The 14,938-nt window shown below is 37.4% G+C and carries 14 protein-coding genes and 1 tRNA gene; 8 read left to right on the top strand and 7 right to left on the bottom strand.

Features of this window, described 5'->3' with window-relative positions; genetic code table 11:
• Positions 1-37: 37 nt before the first annotated feature.
• From IEV57_RS17860 to lysA, 3 genes are all read right to left on the bottom strand, one after another.
• The gene (locus IEV57_RS17860; protein WP_188444403.1) at positions 38-1,063 is read right to left on the bottom strand and encodes a PorP/SprF family type IX secretion system membrane protein; all 1,026 of its coding nucleotides are present in this window, start codon (positions 1,061-1,063) and stop codon (positions 38-40) included.
• 4 nt (positions 1,064-1,067) lie between these two features.
• Positions 1,068-3,221, bottom strand: coding sequence for a T9SS type B sorting domain-containing protein (locus tag IEV57_RS17855; RefSeq protein ID WP_229744561.1), 2,154 nt, complete (start codon positions 3,219-3,221; stop codon positions 1,068-1,070).
• Between the two features lie 640 nt (positions 3,222-3,861).
• Positions 3,862-5,094, bottom strand: coding sequence for a diaminopimelate decarboxylase (gene lysA, locus IEV57_RS17850; protein ID WP_188444402.1), 1,233 nt, complete (start codon positions 5,092-5,094; stop codon positions 3,862-3,864).
• Between the two features lie 224 nt (positions 5,095-5,318).
• Between lysA and IEV57_RS17845 the strand changes: the two genes are divergently transcribed.
• On the top strand, positions 5,319-7,031 hold the full coding sequence (locus IEV57_RS17845; RefSeq protein ID WP_188444401.1) for a sensor histidine kinase: 1,713 nt from the start codon (positions 5,319-5,321) through the stop codon (positions 7,029-7,031).
• The gene (locus tag IEV57_RS17840) at positions 7,028-7,720 is read left to right on the top strand and encodes a response regulator transcription factor (protein ID WP_188444400.1); all 693 of its coding nucleotides are present in this window, start codon (positions 7,028-7,030) and stop codon (positions 7,718-7,720) included. The genes IEV57_RS17845 and IEV57_RS17840 overlap by 4 nt, the downstream gene beginning before the upstream one ends.
• 99 nt (positions 7,721-7,819) lie before the next feature.
• On the opposite strand, the gene IEV57_RS17835 is transcribed toward IEV57_RS17840, so the two are convergent.
• A complete protein-coding gene (locus tag IEV57_RS17835) occupies positions 7,820-8,368 on the bottom strand; it encodes a DUF8685 domain-containing protein (protein ID WP_188444399.1) in 549 nt (182 codons plus the stop codon).
• A gap of 279 nt (positions 8,369-8,647) precedes the next feature.
• On the opposite strand from IEV57_RS17835, the gene argB reads away from it, so the two are divergent.
• Genes argB through argJ form a run of 4 tightly spaced genes read left to right on the top strand, consistent with a single transcriptional unit; the run spans position 8,648 to position 12,932 of the window.
• A complete protein-coding gene (gene argB, locus IEV57_RS17830) occupies positions 8,648-9,472 on the top strand; it encodes an acetylglutamate kinase (RefSeq protein WP_188444398.1) in 825 nt (274 codons plus the stop codon).
• Positions 9,473-9,475: 3 nt separating this feature from the next.
• Positions 9,476-10,678, top strand: coding sequence for an aspartate aminotransferase family protein (locus tag IEV57_RS17825; RefSeq protein ID WP_188444397.1), 1,203 nt, complete (start codon positions 9,476-9,478; stop codon positions 10,676-10,678).
• A complete protein-coding gene (gene argC / locus IEV57_RS17820) occupies positions 10,668-11,711 on the top strand; it encodes an N-acetyl-gamma-glutamyl-phosphate reductase (protein ID WP_188444396.1) in 1,044 nt (347 codons plus the stop codon). The genes IEV57_RS17825 and argC overlap by 11 nt, the downstream gene beginning before the upstream one ends.
• Positions 11,712-11,720: 9 nt before the next feature.
• On the top strand, positions 11,721-12,932 hold the full coding sequence (gene argJ / locus IEV57_RS17815; RefSeq protein WP_188444395.1) for a bifunctional glutamate N-acetyltransferase/amino-acid acetyltransferase ArgJ: 1,212 nt from the start codon (positions 11,721-11,723) through the stop codon (positions 12,930-12,932).
• A 39-nt stretch (positions 12,933-12,971) separates the two neighbouring features.
• On the opposite strand, the gene IEV57_RS17810 is transcribed toward argJ, so the two are convergent.
• Entirely contained in the window at positions 12,972-13,250 is a 279-nt protein-coding gene (locus IEV57_RS17810) for a DUF4143 domain-containing protein (RefSeq protein ID WP_505625208.1), read from the bottom strand.
• 255 nt (positions 13,251-13,505) lie between these two features.
• Here IEV57_RS17810 and IEV57_RS17805 point away from each other — a divergent pair, with 255 nt between their 5' ends.
• A complete protein-coding gene (locus tag IEV57_RS17805) occupies positions 13,506-13,688 on the top strand; it encodes a CPXCG motif-containing cysteine-rich protein (RefSeq protein ID WP_188444394.1) in 183 nt (60 codons plus the stop codon).
• A complete protein-coding gene (locus IEV57_RS17800; RefSeq protein ID WP_188444393.1) occupies positions 13,688-14,260 on the top strand; it encodes a pyridoxamine 5'-phosphate oxidase family protein in 573 nt (190 codons plus the stop codon). The genes IEV57_RS17805 and IEV57_RS17800 overlap by 1 nt, the downstream gene beginning before the upstream one ends.
• A gap of 111 nt (positions 14,261-14,371) precedes the next feature.
• Here IEV57_RS17800 and IEV57_RS17795 read toward each other — a convergent pair whose 3' ends face one another.
• Entirely contained in the window at positions 14,372-14,635 is a 264-nt protein-coding gene (locus tag IEV57_RS17795) for a GIY-YIG nuclease family protein (RefSeq protein ID WP_188444392.1), read from the bottom strand.
• Between the two features lie 146 nt (positions 14,636-14,781).
• Positions 14,782-14,858: transfer RNA gene (locus IEV57_RS17790), tRNA-Ala, on the bottom strand.
• Between the last annotated feature and the right edge of the window lie 80 nt (positions 14,859-14,938).

Below are 14,938 nucleotides of genomic sequence, written 5' to 3'. Positions count from 1 at the left end.
ACCAATAAATCTAAAAATCCCTAACCAAATGTTTTTGTTAATACTTGAAGCAAGGCATGCTGCTTACTTTTCTACCTTTTTGATTGGAGTCACCTGCTAGGAAGGAGAATCTCATAGAAATCTCGTGGGCTCCACCTGTATTGGCATGACCAAGTTTTGATAATGTGTAATCATAGCTATATCCGATATCAAGTCCAGACGCGAGGGAGATCCCAAAGACTCCGATCAACGACTCGTTGTTAGGAAGTGCGTTGTTGAAAGTTGGCATCCCTCTGTACCAAAGTCCGAATACAATCGGCTGAAGATTAACTTGCGCACCTAGGTCTAATTGATTGAAAGGATCTTGGTGTTTGTAGTTGAAAGCCAAAACCAACTCCCTTGCACCCATTGTATTGTTATAAAAATTTCGAGTCATGCCATTTGACAAATCAAATTTGACCCCACCATGCGCTGAAAGCTTCATGGGTAATTGGCTTGTACCATCTTCTATGAAAGAGATATTTGGTTGTGTTATATGATGGGCTGAAATGCCCAACCAAAGATTTTCATTATTGAATAGCATCCCGAAGTTGTAATCTAGGAATCTATGTTTGGCATCCGCACCTAGATTTTCACCACTGAAGTCACCTATATTTCCATTTGCATCAATCTGACTTCCGAAGACCATATTGCTAAAATTCGCATCTCTAGAAACAAAACTTGCTTGGCCTCCAAATCTTAGAAAGCTCCTAAACCCTAATTGCAGTCTGTAAGAATAAACTGCTCCCACTTCCATGGTACTAAGATTTGCCATGGACTCTTGCGTCCCATTCACAATCAGTCCTACGCCACTATTCAGATTGAAAAGATAATGATCGATGTATGCTGAGTAAGAATTTAAAGTTTGGCCTAAACCTGGCCATTGATTTCTATAGTTTACCCCTATTCTTGTCATTTCTGATGCTCCAGCAAAGGCTGGGTTCAAGTACATGGGAGCAGCATAAAATTGAGAATACTGCATATCCTGAGCTTTCGATGAAAGCGAGATGAATAAAAGGGCGATAATTGTCCATATCTTTTTCATGACATTATCTGATTAGTGTGACACCCCCTGTTTTGTTGATCACATTACCCTCAGGGTTGGTGTAAGTGACTTTGTATACATAATTTCCTTGAGGCAATAAGCTGCCTTTATAATATCCATCCCAGCCATTCAGCTCAAGTCCAGCTTCAGAATAAAGATGCTCTCCCCAATGATTGAAAATGTTCATTTCGAATGAAGTGACTCCCTTCATGACTGGCAAGAACTTGTCATTTAAGCCATCTCCGTTAGGTGTGAAAGCATTTGGCATGACTACAACTTCACCATTGGCTAATACTTGGACAGTTTTTACTTCTATTGTTGAGCAACCGAAGATGTCGAATGCTGTAAGCTTGACTTCAAATTCGCCAGCTTTGCTAAAAATGTGAATCGGGTCTTTCTCGTTAGAAATGATTCCATCATTAAAATCCCATTCCCAAGTGATGAAATCAGCAGCAATAAAGCTTTCAAACTGAATCGGATCATTGATGAATACTTCTGGCTCAGCGCTGATCTCTAGTTTTCTATACTCGAATTCTAACCTTGCATTTCCAGTCACCTCAGGAAAACTTACTTTCATCTTATCAGAAGTTACACAGCCATTTGCATCTGTGATTTCTACTGTAAGTTCAGTGCTTGTTGAAAAATTTATCTCTCTGCTATTTGCTCCTGAATTCCATTTGATATTGTAAGGTGATTTTCCACCTGTGATTTGTACCCAAGCCACGCCTTTGATCTCTCCTGTTGCACAATTGACATCAAGTGTATTATCTAGTCTGGCAGTAAGTTTTAGAGGCTCTTGAATTAGAACTTCTTGAGAAACACTACAGCCTTTAGCATCAGCAATAGTCACTGTATAGCTACCTGCTTTTAGGTTTTCTCTTTTTAAAGCATCTTTTACCCCATCAGACCAAGTAATAACAAATGGACCGATGCCACCTGAAATACCTGCTTCGATACTTCCATCTTCAGCACCGTTGCAAGTAGCATTTTGAGAAGAAATAAGGTTAATGTTAAGCGCATCAGAACCTTCCTTTACTTGAAAAGAAGCATTTACAAAACATCCTGCTGCATCTGTTACTTTCACATCATACTGACCAGCTTTTAGATTAGTAATATTCTGAGTACTTGATCCATTACTCCAAGCATAAGTAAAAGGAGCTTTTCCCCCAACTACACTTATTTTTATATCACCACTTTGCTGACCGCTGCAAGAGATATCTGTAATGTTTTCTAAAGAAATTTCTAATGGCGAAGAAGCCTTCACTTCAAAAGTCTTTGCTAAACTGCATCCTCCAGCATCTTGAATCAAAACATCATATTTACCTGCGGAAAGTCCTTCAATGTCTTTGGTAGTTTTTCCATTTGACCATTGATAAGTAAAAGGTGCTTTTCCACCTGACACTTGAAGCTTTATAGCGCCATTTTGATCTGAAGAACAAGTGATATCAGTGATGTTTTCTTGCACTTCTATTGCTGGACCATTAGAAGCAATTGAGAAAGCGATTGTAGCACTACAGTTATAAATATCAAATACTGTAGCAGTGTAGTCTCCAGCTGGAAGATTGGTTGCTTCCATTTTATTCACTAAACCGTGACTCCACTCTACTCTATATGGTTCACCTCTTCCTACTTTTACGTTGATTTTAGCGGAACCTGTGTTGCTGCTTCCACAGCTTGCATTTTTTGTTTCTACCATTTCCAAGATTAATGGGAAAGGCGGTTGAACCACTATTTTTTCTGTATGTTCCGTACCGTAGCTATCTTTGATATAAACTGTATATGTACCAGCGAAAAGATTATATCTGTTTTGAACAGTTTCATTGTTGTTCCATCTAAAAGTATATGGCTCTACTCCCCCTTTCACGTCTAGAATGATATGACCTTTTTCACTGTGAGAACATAAAGCCAACTTTCCAGACACATTGACTTCAATTTTGCCAATTGTGGAAGTTTGACTTGTCGTATTGACTCTAGTATTATTTGAATTGGCTTCATTTACCTTTCCCTCTACTTTTGTTGTCTGAGCTGTCAAGAACTCAACGGGCGCACTGAACCCGAACCAAATCATGATTCCAATCACTAGTATTTTACCGTATTTTAATTTGAGCGCTCCCATCGTCTTACCGATATATATTGAACTTATATGTTGTGATTTCAATCTGATATTTTGCTCTTTAAATGCATAATTCTGTTTTTTAAATTTTAAAACATTATTTTATGCTTTTTATATTTATCAAAATGAAATTCTTTTTTTCAAGTCATTTCAATTAATAAATGGAATAAAAATCTTATTTCCAAAATTAGCTACGATAAAAAACAAGAACTAAGACCACTATAAAAAGTGCAATTTTTATCACTTTAATACCATATTCAAATAAGTGAGGAGGAGTTGCTTTTTTACTATTTCTAAAAGCAAAAAAGTACCAGATTGAAGTGAAAAAAAATTTTGAATTTTTTAAAAATAATTTTTCGAAAAACAGAAAAAACGAAATATCAAGAGATTAGAATCATTTGTAACTGTTAAATGAATAGCAAACCAAAAAATAGCGTCGCCGAATTAAATTTGCTTGTCCTAGGCTTTTCAACTTTAAAGGTAAAAAAAGATTAAACCTCACTTCAGTTTTTCATATTAAGGTAGCTCACAAAAAAGACCCGATAAATCTATCGGGTCTTTATTAAAATAATTACTACTACTAGGGACTATCCAATTAGGATAAATAACCAGTATAAATTTACAATTTATTCTACTCTTTCAAATATTTTTGAGCTTATATTTTATTGAAAAATAACCACTTGCATCAAAATGAAACGTCTATTTGATGCTTCAAGATATCGTCGAAGGTCTCTCTTTCTCTGATTAAATAATCTTTACCTCCCAAAATCAACACTTCGGGCGGCCTGAGTCTCGAGTTATAATTCGAAGCCATGCTAAAGCCATATGCTCCCGCATTTTTTATAGCGATGATATCTCCTTCTTCTACAGTATTTATTTTCCTATCGGCGGCAATCGTATCTGTTTCGCAAATGTATCCGACTACAGAATAAACATGCTGCTCCCCTTGTGTTTTGGATACATTAAAAACACCGTGATATGCATCATACATCATAGGTCTTATCAAATGATTCAAACCCGTGTCCACTCCTACAAAAGTGGAGGCAGGTGTAGACTTAATCACATTGGCTTTAGCAAGCAAATATCCACTTTCACTCACTATAAATTTTCCAGGTTCAAACCAAAGCTCTAACTCCCGACCATATTCTTTACAGAATTTTTGAAAAGCTGCTGAGACTTTTTTGCCTACATCCAAAATATCCGTTGAAATATCCCCTTCTTTATAGGCGACTTTAAAACCACCGCCAAAATCCAGAAACTTTAAATCTTTAAATTCCCTGGCGGCATCAAATAAAATCTCAGCTCCTTTTAAAAATACCTCTGCTTCCAATATATCCGAACCAGTGTGTACATGAAGCCCTATGACATTCAGATCATACTCCTCCACTACTTTCAACACATGCTTCAACTGTAAAATCGAAATCCCAAATTTACTATCAATGTGTCCTACAGAAATTTTAGCATTGCCTCCAGCCATGATGTGCGGATTGAGTCTGATACAGACGGGCACACTATTTCCATAATATTTCCCAAAGTGTTCTAACATCGGGATATTGTCCAGATTGATCATCACTTTCATCTCCACAGCCTCTTTGATTTCATCAAAAGAAACACAGTTAGGAGTATACATAATCTCACTTGGGGCAAATCCTACGTGCAAACCTAGCTTTACTTCTTCTATAGATACTGCATCTACTCCTGTTCCTGCTTTTTTGAGCAGTTTGAGTATATTTATATTTGAAAGGGCTTTTGTAGCATATTTGATTTTCATGTTTACACTCGAAAAAGTATCCTGCAAAAGCTTCACCTGATTGACGATTTTTTTGCCGTCATAAACATATACAGGTGTTCCATATTTCTTAGCCAAATCAGCAACTCCAATCCCTTGGATCTGATAAGTTTGATTGATTAATTCCATAGTAATAATTTGAGTGGCAAAGATAAGAATTGAAAAATAAAAAAAAGGAAGACCATGATCTTCCTTTTTCGGTATTATGCAAGCTTTCGCTTTATTTAAGAAACAATTAAACAACGATCAAAAATAGGAAAGGTTTTTTTGAATTGTAAATCTCTATTCAATATTGTGCTGTTAAAAGATGTTAACCTACTCTCAGACTTCACGATAAACTTTAAATTTGCATTATGTCTAAATCCAAAATGAAGTTAATTATCATCCTGATGACGCTTTCAAGCTTTGGCTTGATTGGGTTCCAATTTTATTGGGTGAGCAATGCGCTTCGGATTAGTGAGGAAAGATTCGAACAGAATATTTATCAATCTCTAAATTCGACTATTTCATACCTTGAAAAAGGGGAGACTAGCGATATTTATTTAAGCTATCTTGCAAAGGACACGCTGATGCAGCAGACTTTGTTTGAAAAGATTGATCCAATTGAAATTCAAGTGGTACAGCGTCCTATCAGCAGGAGAAGACCATCCTTGGCTGATTCTGTGATGCAGCAACCCATCCCCCAATTTAGTCAGCAATTCAAAAGAATAATAGAATCGACAGGGTTCAGCATCGAAATACTATCAGACCTTGACAACTTTCTAAATGCCCTCACCCCTGAGACCGCCGCTTCCATATTGACCCCTGACGAAATGCAAGTACTCCTTCAGGAGCGTCAAAGACAATATGCTTATCTTAATCAAGCGGAGATCACTTATAAAGGATTGAGATCTAGTAGGATTGAAATAGCTATAGAACGAGACTATGACATCCCAAAAGACCTTTTTGAAAAAATAAGAAAAATTAACGAAAGAATCGAGGCGACCAATCGAGCGATGGAAGAACTCTTGCAAGGTCAAAAAGACGTGATGAGTAGAATAGACACAAGCAAGGTGGCGATCTACATTTCGAATCTTTTAAAAGAAAGAGGTATCAATCAGTCTTTTGATTTGGCGATCAAAGATGACAAAGGCACTATCATTCCAGTCACACCGATCAATGACGTATTTAAATTAGTTAGAGATGGACAGCAGGCACTCTTGTTTCCAAGTGATATCATAGGCAGAGAAAATTACTTAATAATTAATTTCCCAACCAAAAAACTCTACGTACTTCAGCAAATTTGGCTGCCCGTATTGAGCTCCTTGGTTTTTATAGGAATCATAATTTTCTGTTTTGTGTACGCGATCAGGGTAATTATAAGGCAGAAAAATCTGTCAGAAATCAAAAACGATTTCATCAACAACATGACCCACGAGTTCAAAACTCCAATAGCCACGGTTAGCTTAGCGGTGGAAGCATTGCAAGATCCGGATTTAGCCAATCAAGATGCTTTCAGAAATCGCTACTTGAGTATCATTAAAGAAGAAAACAAAAGACTTGGAACGCAGGTAGAGAAAGTACTTCAATCAGCGACATTAGACAAAAAAGACTTCAAGTTAAAAATCGAAAAAATCAAATTGTCCGACATGCTCCATGCAGCGGTAAGGCAATTTGAACTTCAAATTGAAAATAAGAGTGGCGAAATCAAATTTGAGAATAATCTTAAAAATGATATGATCGAAGGAGACCCATTTCACCTTTCCCACATGGTCAATAATCTCCTTGACAATGCCAATAAATACGCTAAGGAAAATCCGATTATAAAAATTAAAGCTTGGGACACCAAAGAAGATGCATTTATTGCCATAGAAGACAACGGCATAGGAATGTCCAAAGATGCATTGAAGAAAATTTTTGATAAATTTTATCGCGTCCCAATGGGAAATCTACATGATGTCAAAGGTTTTGGATTAGGCCTTTCTTATGTCAAGACCATGCTAGAAGCACACCACGGCGAAATCCAAGTAAGCAGCGAACCAGGAAAAGGAAGTATATTTACACTAAAACTACCCAGAAAACAATGAGCAAGCCAAACCTTTTGATCGTAGAAGATGACCCGAATCTTGGAGATATTCTGAATGAATATCTAACCATGAAAGGATACGAAACGACTCTCTGTAGAGATGGAGACGAGGGTTGGTCAAAATTCAAAAAAGATAAGTACGACCTCTGCATCTTGGATATCATGATGCCAAAAAAAGATGGATTTACTTTGGGTAAAGAAATAAAAAAGGTGCAGGATGACCTGCCCATCATCTACCTTTCTGCAAAAAACCTCAAAGAGGATGTGATAGAAGGCCTGAAAATCGGTGCTGATGATTACATCACCAAGCCTTTTAGCATGGAAGAGTTGCTTCTTCGAATTGCGGCAATTCTCAAAAGGACACAGAAAAATGTAGACAATAGCAATCTAAAAACCATTGTTTTTGGAAACTTTACCCTTCACTACGACGAGCAGCAAATCGAAGGGCCAAATGGAAAAACAAAACTGACTTCTAAAGAAAATGAACTGATCAGGTTGCTTGCCTCTGAGATGAATAAATTAGTGAATCGAAGTCATGCCTTGAAACAAATTTGGGGAGATGACAGCTACTTCAATGCAAGAAGCATGGATGTTTATCTGAGCAAAATCAGGAAGATTCTAAAAGATGATCCAAGAGTTCAGATTATTACCATTCATGGTGAAGGCTTCAAGATGGTCGTGACAGAATAATCTTACAGCATATTATAATATTAAAAAGCCCTATTTGAAATCAATCAAATAGGGCTTTTTAATATTAGATAGATTGATTTTTTTGAAAGATCAAAATTTTCAATCCTCTTTACCTGCTCCTTTGAAATGATCAGCCTTATCAGCAAACAGCACATTGAAAGTGGTCAGCGAACCATAGGCTCTAGTGATATATTGCTGCAGATGAACCCGATCTTCATCATCAAGCTTTGAATGATTATTGATGTTTTGCTCCAATACACGCAAGCGTTCTCTTACCATCACGATTTTATGAAAGAAAGTTTCGATGGGTATTTCTTTATTGCTTAGATCAGGATTGAATGGATTCATGATCAAATTTCCTTTGAGCCATTTTTGAGCCATTTCTACTTTCGAAGCTTCCGGTTTAGGCTGATTCCTTTTCATTACATTTTCCACTGCCTTTTCTATATCAAAAATTGAAATCGGTTGATATTCACCTTCCTTTTTTTCAATCATTTCAAAATTTGGAAAGTCCCTAGCGATGGTTTTTACCTCAGCAATAAAGTTAAAATAGATTTTATAATAGGTAGCATCTACCTCCACGACTACTCCCTTTCCAAACTTTGGATGTCTGATTTGACTTCCAATTCCTAAATCAATTGTTGACATAAATAGCAAATTATATAACCTGACAAGAATAAAATTAATGCTGCCAATTTAACAATCAAATTTCTAATCTCCCCCAAAACTATACTTATTCTAAGGGTTTTTTTAACACATCTAAGGGATTTGATGTATTAGTGATTTTTAAAATAAAATATGGTCTAGATGGAATGGTATTTGATCAAAAGATGGAAATATGTTTTTAAATGATTTAAAGAAATAAAATTCTGAAATTTTAAAAATCATTTAGAAAAAGGAAATCTTTTCATCTAAATTAAATCAATAATGCAACCTTCTACGCTTCTCATCAAATATGGTGGGAATGCCATGATCAACCAAGAATTAAAGTTACAAATAGCTCTTGCACTAAATACGCTCAAGTTAGCTGGCCACAAAATAGTTCTCGTTCATGGCGGAGGACCTTTTATAAACAAGGCTTTAGAAAAAGCTCAAATCTCATCGGAATTTATAGAAGGACAAAGAAAAACAAGTCCTGAGGCTCTTTTTGAAATTCAGAAGACCTTGATTGGGGAAGTCAACGCTGATTTAGTCCAACTGTTTTCAAAAAACCACCTTTCAGCTGTCGGGCTTTCTGGTTTGGATTCACAAATGGTTCAGGTAGAGCAAAAACGCTTGATCAAAACCGATTCAACAGGAATCACCGATGAAATTGATCTTGGTAGAGTTGGACAAGTTAAAAAAGTTGACGCCAGCTTGATTCATTCACTCTTATTAAACCACTTTACCCCCATCATTGCTTGTATTGGCGCTGACGAAGAAGGGTTGACTTACAACATCAATGCGGATGACTTTGCAGGAGAAATCGCATCAGCTATTCAAGCGGATTATTACATCTCGTTGACCGATGTAGATGGCTTGTATGAAAATTATCCAGATCCTGATTCTTTAATTTCGACTATCTCATTAAAAAAACTTCAGGGTTTGTATGGGTCAATTATTCAAGGAGGAATGATTCCTAAAATCCAATCCTGCGAATTGGCTTTGAAAAAAGGAGTTAAAAATGCATTGATTATCAATGGAACCAAACCAGAGCAGCTTTTAGATTTTTTTGAGAGTAACATAAAATTAGGCACCACAATCACACAATAATCCATGGAAAATATAGATTTACACACCATAGACAAAAAATATTATTTACCTACCTTCAATAGAATCCCAATCACATTTGTGAAAGGCTCAGGGAGCAAGTTGTGGGACATAGAAAATAAAGAATATATAGACATGCTTGCCGGGATTGCGGTGACCAATGTTGGTCATTGCCATCCTAAAGTTGTCAAAGCTATTCAAGACCAAGCTGCTGAACTGATGCATATCAGTAATTTTTTTGTAAGCCCGATGCAAGTCGCTCTATCGGAACTCCTTGTCAAAATCTCAAAATTAGACAGGGTGTTTTTCACAAATAGTGGTGCAGAATCTGTAGAAGGGGCAATCAAAATCGCTCGGAGATATGCGCACAGCATAGGCCGAGGCGGAAAAATAATTTCCATGCAAAATTCATTTCACGGAAGAACACTCGCTACAATTGCAACTGGTCAAGCTAAATATCAAGAAGGATTTGGGCCAATTCCGCAAGGATTTGTTCAAGTTCCATTCAATGATTTAGATGCGATAAAAGGAATTATTTCAGAAGAAATTGCGGGGATTATTGTGGAGCCTATTCAAGGTGAAGGTGGAATCAGACCAGCCACTAAGGAATATCTTGAAGGTTTGAGATCATTATGTGATGAAAATAACATCGCATTGATATTTGATGAAATTCAATCTGGTATCGGCAGAACAGGGAATTGGTTTGCTAAAGACCATTATGAAGTTCAACCCGATATTTTGACTTCTGCCAAAGGACTTGGGGGTGGTATGCCTATCGGAGCATTTTTATGTAATGAAAAAATCGCAAATGCTATTCAATTTGGCGATCATGGAACCACTTTCGGAGGAAATCCGCTCGCCGCAGCTGCGTCTATGGCAACACTTTCTGTCATAGTAGAAGAACACCTAACTCAGGCAGCAAAAGAAAACGGAGAATGGCTCATGCAGCGACTTAATAAATTGAAAGAGAAATTCTCTGTAATCAAAGAAGTTCGTGGTTTGGGTTTGATGATCGGAGTAGAATTCACAGAACCTGCTCTACCTTATATGCAGCAGCTTCTCAAAGAAGGAGTCGTAGCTAACGCAACTGCTGTGAATGTGCTTAGGTTGGTGCCCGCATTGAATATCAGTAAATCTGAATTGAAAGCATTTTTGGAAGCTTTGGAACGCGTCTTGGAAATAAAGGAAGGAGAGAAAAATGGAAAATGATAAATACACGATAGGAATTGTTGGAGCAACAGGTTTTACTGGATCTGAACTTGCTCGACTTCTGTGTCAGCATGAAAATGTAACGATCAAACACATCACCTCAGAAACACACAAGGGGAAATTATTCTCCGACTTACACCCACAATTTTTGGGAATACTAGATCAAAAGTTGGAAAGCGCTGATGTGATCGGTGATTCTGAACTGGATGTGATCTTCTTGGCTCTTCCACATGGTGTATCTATGGATTTTGTCAAAAAATGGAAGCATAAAAAAAGTAAAATCATTGATCTATCAGGAGATTTTAGACTTTCAAGCCCAGAAGTTTATAAAGATTGGTATCAAAAAGACCACGTTTTTGTAGAAGGTTTTGAAAATGCAGTTTATGGTCAGCCAGAATTATTTGCTGAACAAATCAAGAAAAGTAGCTTAGTAGCCAATCCAGGCTGCTATCCTACTGCATCAATTTTAAGTCTTGCACCACTGTTTGCTGCTGGTCTGATTGAAGAAGGATCTGTCATTATTGACGCAAAGTCCGGATTGACAGGCGCAGGAGTAAAAGCGAACGACACCACGCATTTTTCAAATGTAAATGAAAACTTTAAAGCTTACGGTGTCGGAGTTCATCGACATACCGTGGAAATTGAAGAGCAATTTTCCATTTTGGGAAAATCAAATGTCCAAGTTCAATTTACACCTCATCTTTTGCCCATCGATAGAGGGATCTTGGCTACATCCTACGCTAAGACAACTAGGAAACTTGACCAAGAAAGCTTAAATTCAATTTATAATGATTTTTATGAAGGAAAACCTTTTGTTAGAATTCGAAAAATCGCTCCAGCAATTAAGGATGTCCGAGGAAGTCACTATTGTGATATTTTCCCATTTTGGGATGAAAGAACTGGAAGAGTTATCGCTATTTCCACTATAGACAATTTGCTCAAAGGAGCAGCAAGTCAAGCCGTTCACAACATGAATTTAATACTTGGATTGGAAGAAAAAACAGGTTTAGAACAAATACCACTCAGACCTTAAGAAAAAGTTATGATCAAGAATATTACAAATGTAAGAGGAATCAAATGCTGGGGAGCGCACACAGGTGTGAAATCTATGCGTAGGGACTTAGCTATTATTTATTCTGAAGTCCCCGCAGCGGCAGCAGCTGTATTTACCCAAAATAAAGTCCGTGCTGAACCTGTAGAAATTAGTGAAAGAAATATAGCGAATAATCAAGCACAGGTAATTGTTTGCAACGCTGGAAATGCCAATGCTTGTACGGGAGAACAAGGTAGACTTGGTGCAGAGGCAATGATGAAAGTTACAGCCGAATTGCTAAATATCCCGGAGGATGATGTAATTATTGCCTCCACGGGATTGATTGGAGAACCATTCCCTACAGAGGATGTAGTAGAAGGTATCAGAAATAACATCCACAAACTCAGCGATGATGCGAAAGCAGGCTCTTTTGTAGCAAATGCTATTTTGACTACTGATACTTTTGCTAAAGAAGGTTTTGTTGAATTTGTTCATGATGGCAAAGAGATCAATATGGGCGGAATAGCTAAAGGGTCAGGAATGATTCATCCCAACATGGCGACCATGCTCAATTTTATTGTAACTGATCTGAACATTGACAAAAAGCTTCTTGACAAAGCGCTGCGCTATTGTGTAGATCGCTCTTTCAATATGATTACGGTAGATGGCGACACCTCAACCAATGATATGGTTGCAATCATGGCGAATGGAATGGCTGAGAATACAATCATCTCAAAAGAAGAAGATCCTGGATATATTATCTTCAGGGAAAAACTACTTGAATTGATGACCCACTTAGCCAAACTAATTGTATCAGATGGTGAAGGCGCTTCGAAGTTTATAGAGTATAAAGTTACTAAAGCTAGAACAGAGGAAACTGCCAGAAAACTTGTCAGAGCGATTTCTGATTCCACTTTGGTCAAGACGGCGATGTTTGGTCGAGATCCTAATTGGGGACGAATTATCGCAGCTTGTGGCAATGCAGGGATCAATTTCAATTACAAAAAAGTAAATCTGTTTATTGGCGATTCGGAGCATTTGATACAAGTGCTAGAAAAGGGACAGCCTCTTCCAATCGATAAAAATTATATTAAAAAACTTCTTAGAGAGTCTCAAATCAGGATTCATTTGGAAGTCAACAATGGTAAAGAACAAGGTATAGGATGGGGTTCAGACCTTACAACAGACTATGTGCTATTCAATTCTGTATATACCACTTAAGCTCAAAAATAAAATAGGCTCCTCAATCGGGAGCCTATTTTACTTTATCCAATCTAGATAATTGTCCTGATGGATAACTTCAAACTTCGCTTCAGGATAGGCCTTTCTCCAAGCTGCTGGCGGCTTGATGCTTTTATTAAGTTGATACTTGAATTCAAACCCTCTCAGCTGATCACCTTCTTCTTCAACCCAGTCCAATTCTTGCTGATCATAAGTTCTCCAGAAGTAATTATTACAATTTATTTGATTATAACTCTGATATTTGAGTCTTTCCATAGCTAGATAATTCTCCCACAAATCGCCAACATCCATTCGCATATTCAACCTGTTGAAATTTTGGATTATGGCATTTCGAATCCCGTTGTCATAAAAATACCATCGACTGACGGTATTAACATTAATTTCGTCATCTAATTGACGGTATTAACATTAATTCCGTCAATTGACTGACGATATTAACATTTTTGAATCGTTTAAAACTTCCTCTTTTTTTTGAATAATCTCTGATAACCAATCTTTCAATAATATTAAAGAAGGGCAAAACCTTTTGAGAAAACAAAAAGTTAATATTTCATGATCGAACACTTTTTTTATTGCCCTTACTGCTCTGAGGAAATTTCTATGCTCCTAGATCCCTCCATAGCAAGACAGCAATACATAGAGGATTGTGAAGTTTGTTGTAACCCAATAGAATTGCGTTTTGAGGTTGAAGAAAGTGAATTGATCTATTTTGAAGCCGATTCAATTGAACAATAATGCTATTTCACGAACAAGAATCTTTATCAGAAATCTTCCATTCTGTTAGACATGAATTACACCGAGGTGCGCTTGATCATAAGCACCCATTTCGCTATATCTCCCTTGCAACGCAAACAGCCGAAGAGCTAGATCTACGCTATGTAGTCTTGAGAGAAGTAGATTCGGATATGAATTTTTACATTTTCAGTGATGCAAGAACTAGAAAAGTCCTTCACGCCAACACCAATCCTAAAGTGGCCATCCTCTTTTACCACCCAAAAAAGAGAGTTCAGATAAGAATAAAAGGAGAAGCAACCGTGCATCGACAAGATGATATCAGCTCCGCGATGTGGTCCAAAGTACAAGGAGAAAGTAAGAGGGCTTACAGTCCAATGGTAGCGCCAGGAAGCAAAATTGCATACCCCGAAGAGGCACATCAATGGCCAGAAACAATGGATGATGAAAACTTTACAGTAATTAAAATCTCACCCAACCATATAGATGCACTCCAACTTAATGCACAAGAACATATAAGAGTAGAATTTTGCAAGAACAATGACGATTGGGAAATGAATTGGATTGCGCCTTAAAGCAAATAATTTGAGCTTGAAAAAAAATTGCAGGACTGTCTCGAGTTTCAGAGGATTTGAGAACTTATTACGGACTTTATTTCAATAAATAAAGTTGATGCATGTTCATTTTTAACCACCGAAACCTGATTGGTTTTGAACCAGCCATTGAATATACTTTCTTGACTTTTTCCTCTTTATTTCAATTTCTCGTTTAAGTGATAAACTCTTGTCTTCAAATTGTTCTGCATATACAATTTCCCAAAATGGCGAACCTGATTTAGTAGATGGAGTTGACCCTGCATTATGATGCCTTAGCCTTGATTCTAAATTATCAGTAGAACCAACATAGTACTTGTTCGTCTTAGTCGAGAATAGAATGTAGGTAAAATACATAAAGGAAAATAAAAAAAGGCTCGCAAAATTGCAAGCCTTGGTGGAGAATATTGGGTATCAACACGAACCGGTGAACTTCCCGACACGTGTCGGGACGCTCTAGCCAACTTTGTTCCAAGAAAAAAGGCTCGCAAAATTGCAAGCCTTGGTGGAGAATACCGGATTCGAACCGGTGGCCTCTACACTGCCAGTGTAGCGCTCTAGCCAACTGAGCTAATCCCCCTTATTTTATTTACTTCAGGTTACCCGGTGGTCTTCCCGACACCTGTCGGGACGATCTAGCCAACTGAGCTAATCCCCCTT

Origin of the sequence: Belliella aquatica (assembly GCF_014637795.1) — a bacterium.
In the GTDB taxonomy this organism is placed as follows: domain Bacteria; phylum Bacteroidota; class Bacteroidia; order Cytophagales; family Cyclobacteriaceae; genus Belliella; species Belliella aquatica.
The sequence above is the reverse complement of the archived record's forward strand: the minus strand, read 5'-3'. Positions and strand labels throughout refer to the sequence as shown.

What these genes read in the sequence shown, in the direction of transcription:
- IEV57_RS17860 (WP_188444403.1), bottom strand. Translation starts at nt 1,063, where the DNA reads ATGAAAAAGATATGGACAATTATCGCCCTTTTATTCATCTCGCTTTCA.
- lysA (WP_188444402.1), bottom strand. Translation starts at nt 5,094, where the DNA reads ATGGAATTAATCAATCAAACTTATCAGATCCAAGGGATTGGAGTTGCT.
- IEV57_RS17845 (WP_188444401.1), top strand. Translation starts at nt 5,319, where the DNA reads ATGTCTAAATCCAAAATGAAGTTAATTATCATCCTGATGACGCTTTCA.
- IEV57_RS17840 (WP_188444400.1), top strand. Translation starts at nt 7,028, where the DNA reads ATGAGCAAGCCAAACCTTTTGATCGTAGAAGATGACCCGAATCTTGGA.
- IEV57_RS17835 (WP_188444399.1), bottom strand. Translation starts at nt 8,368, where the DNA reads ATGTCAACAATTGATTTAGGAATTGGAAGTCAAATCAGACATCCAAAG.
- argB (WP_188444398.1), top strand. Translation starts at nt 8,648, where the DNA reads ATGCAACCTTCTACGCTTCTCATCAAATATGGTGGGAATGCCATGATC.
- IEV57_RS17825 (WP_188444397.1), top strand. Translation starts at nt 9,476, where the DNA reads ATGGAAAATATAGATTTACACACCATAGACAAAAAATATTATTTACCT.
- argC (WP_188444396.1), top strand. Translation starts at nt 10,668, where the DNA reads ATGGAAAATGATAAATACACGATAGGAATTGTTGGAGCAACAGGTTTT.
- argJ (WP_188444395.1), top strand. Translation starts at nt 11,721, where the DNA reads ATGATCAAGAATATTACAAATGTAAGAGGAATCAAATGCTGGGGAGCG.
- IEV57_RS17810 (WP_505625208.1), bottom strand. Translation starts at nt 13,250, where the DNA reads ATGCGAATGGATGTTGGCGATTTGTGGGAGAATTATCTAGCTATGGAA.
- IEV57_RS17805 (WP_188444394.1), top strand. Translation starts at nt 13,506, where the DNA reads ATGATCGAACACTTTTTTTATTGCCCTTACTGCTCTGAGGAAATTTCT.
- IEV57_RS17800 (WP_188444393.1), top strand. Translation starts at nt 13,688, where the DNA reads ATGCTATTTCACGAACAAGAATCTTTATCAGAAATCTTCCATTCTGTT.
- IEV57_RS17795 (WP_188444392.1), bottom strand. Translation starts at nt 14,635, where the DNA reads ATGTATTTTACCTACATTCTATTCTCGACTAAGACGAACAAGTACTAT.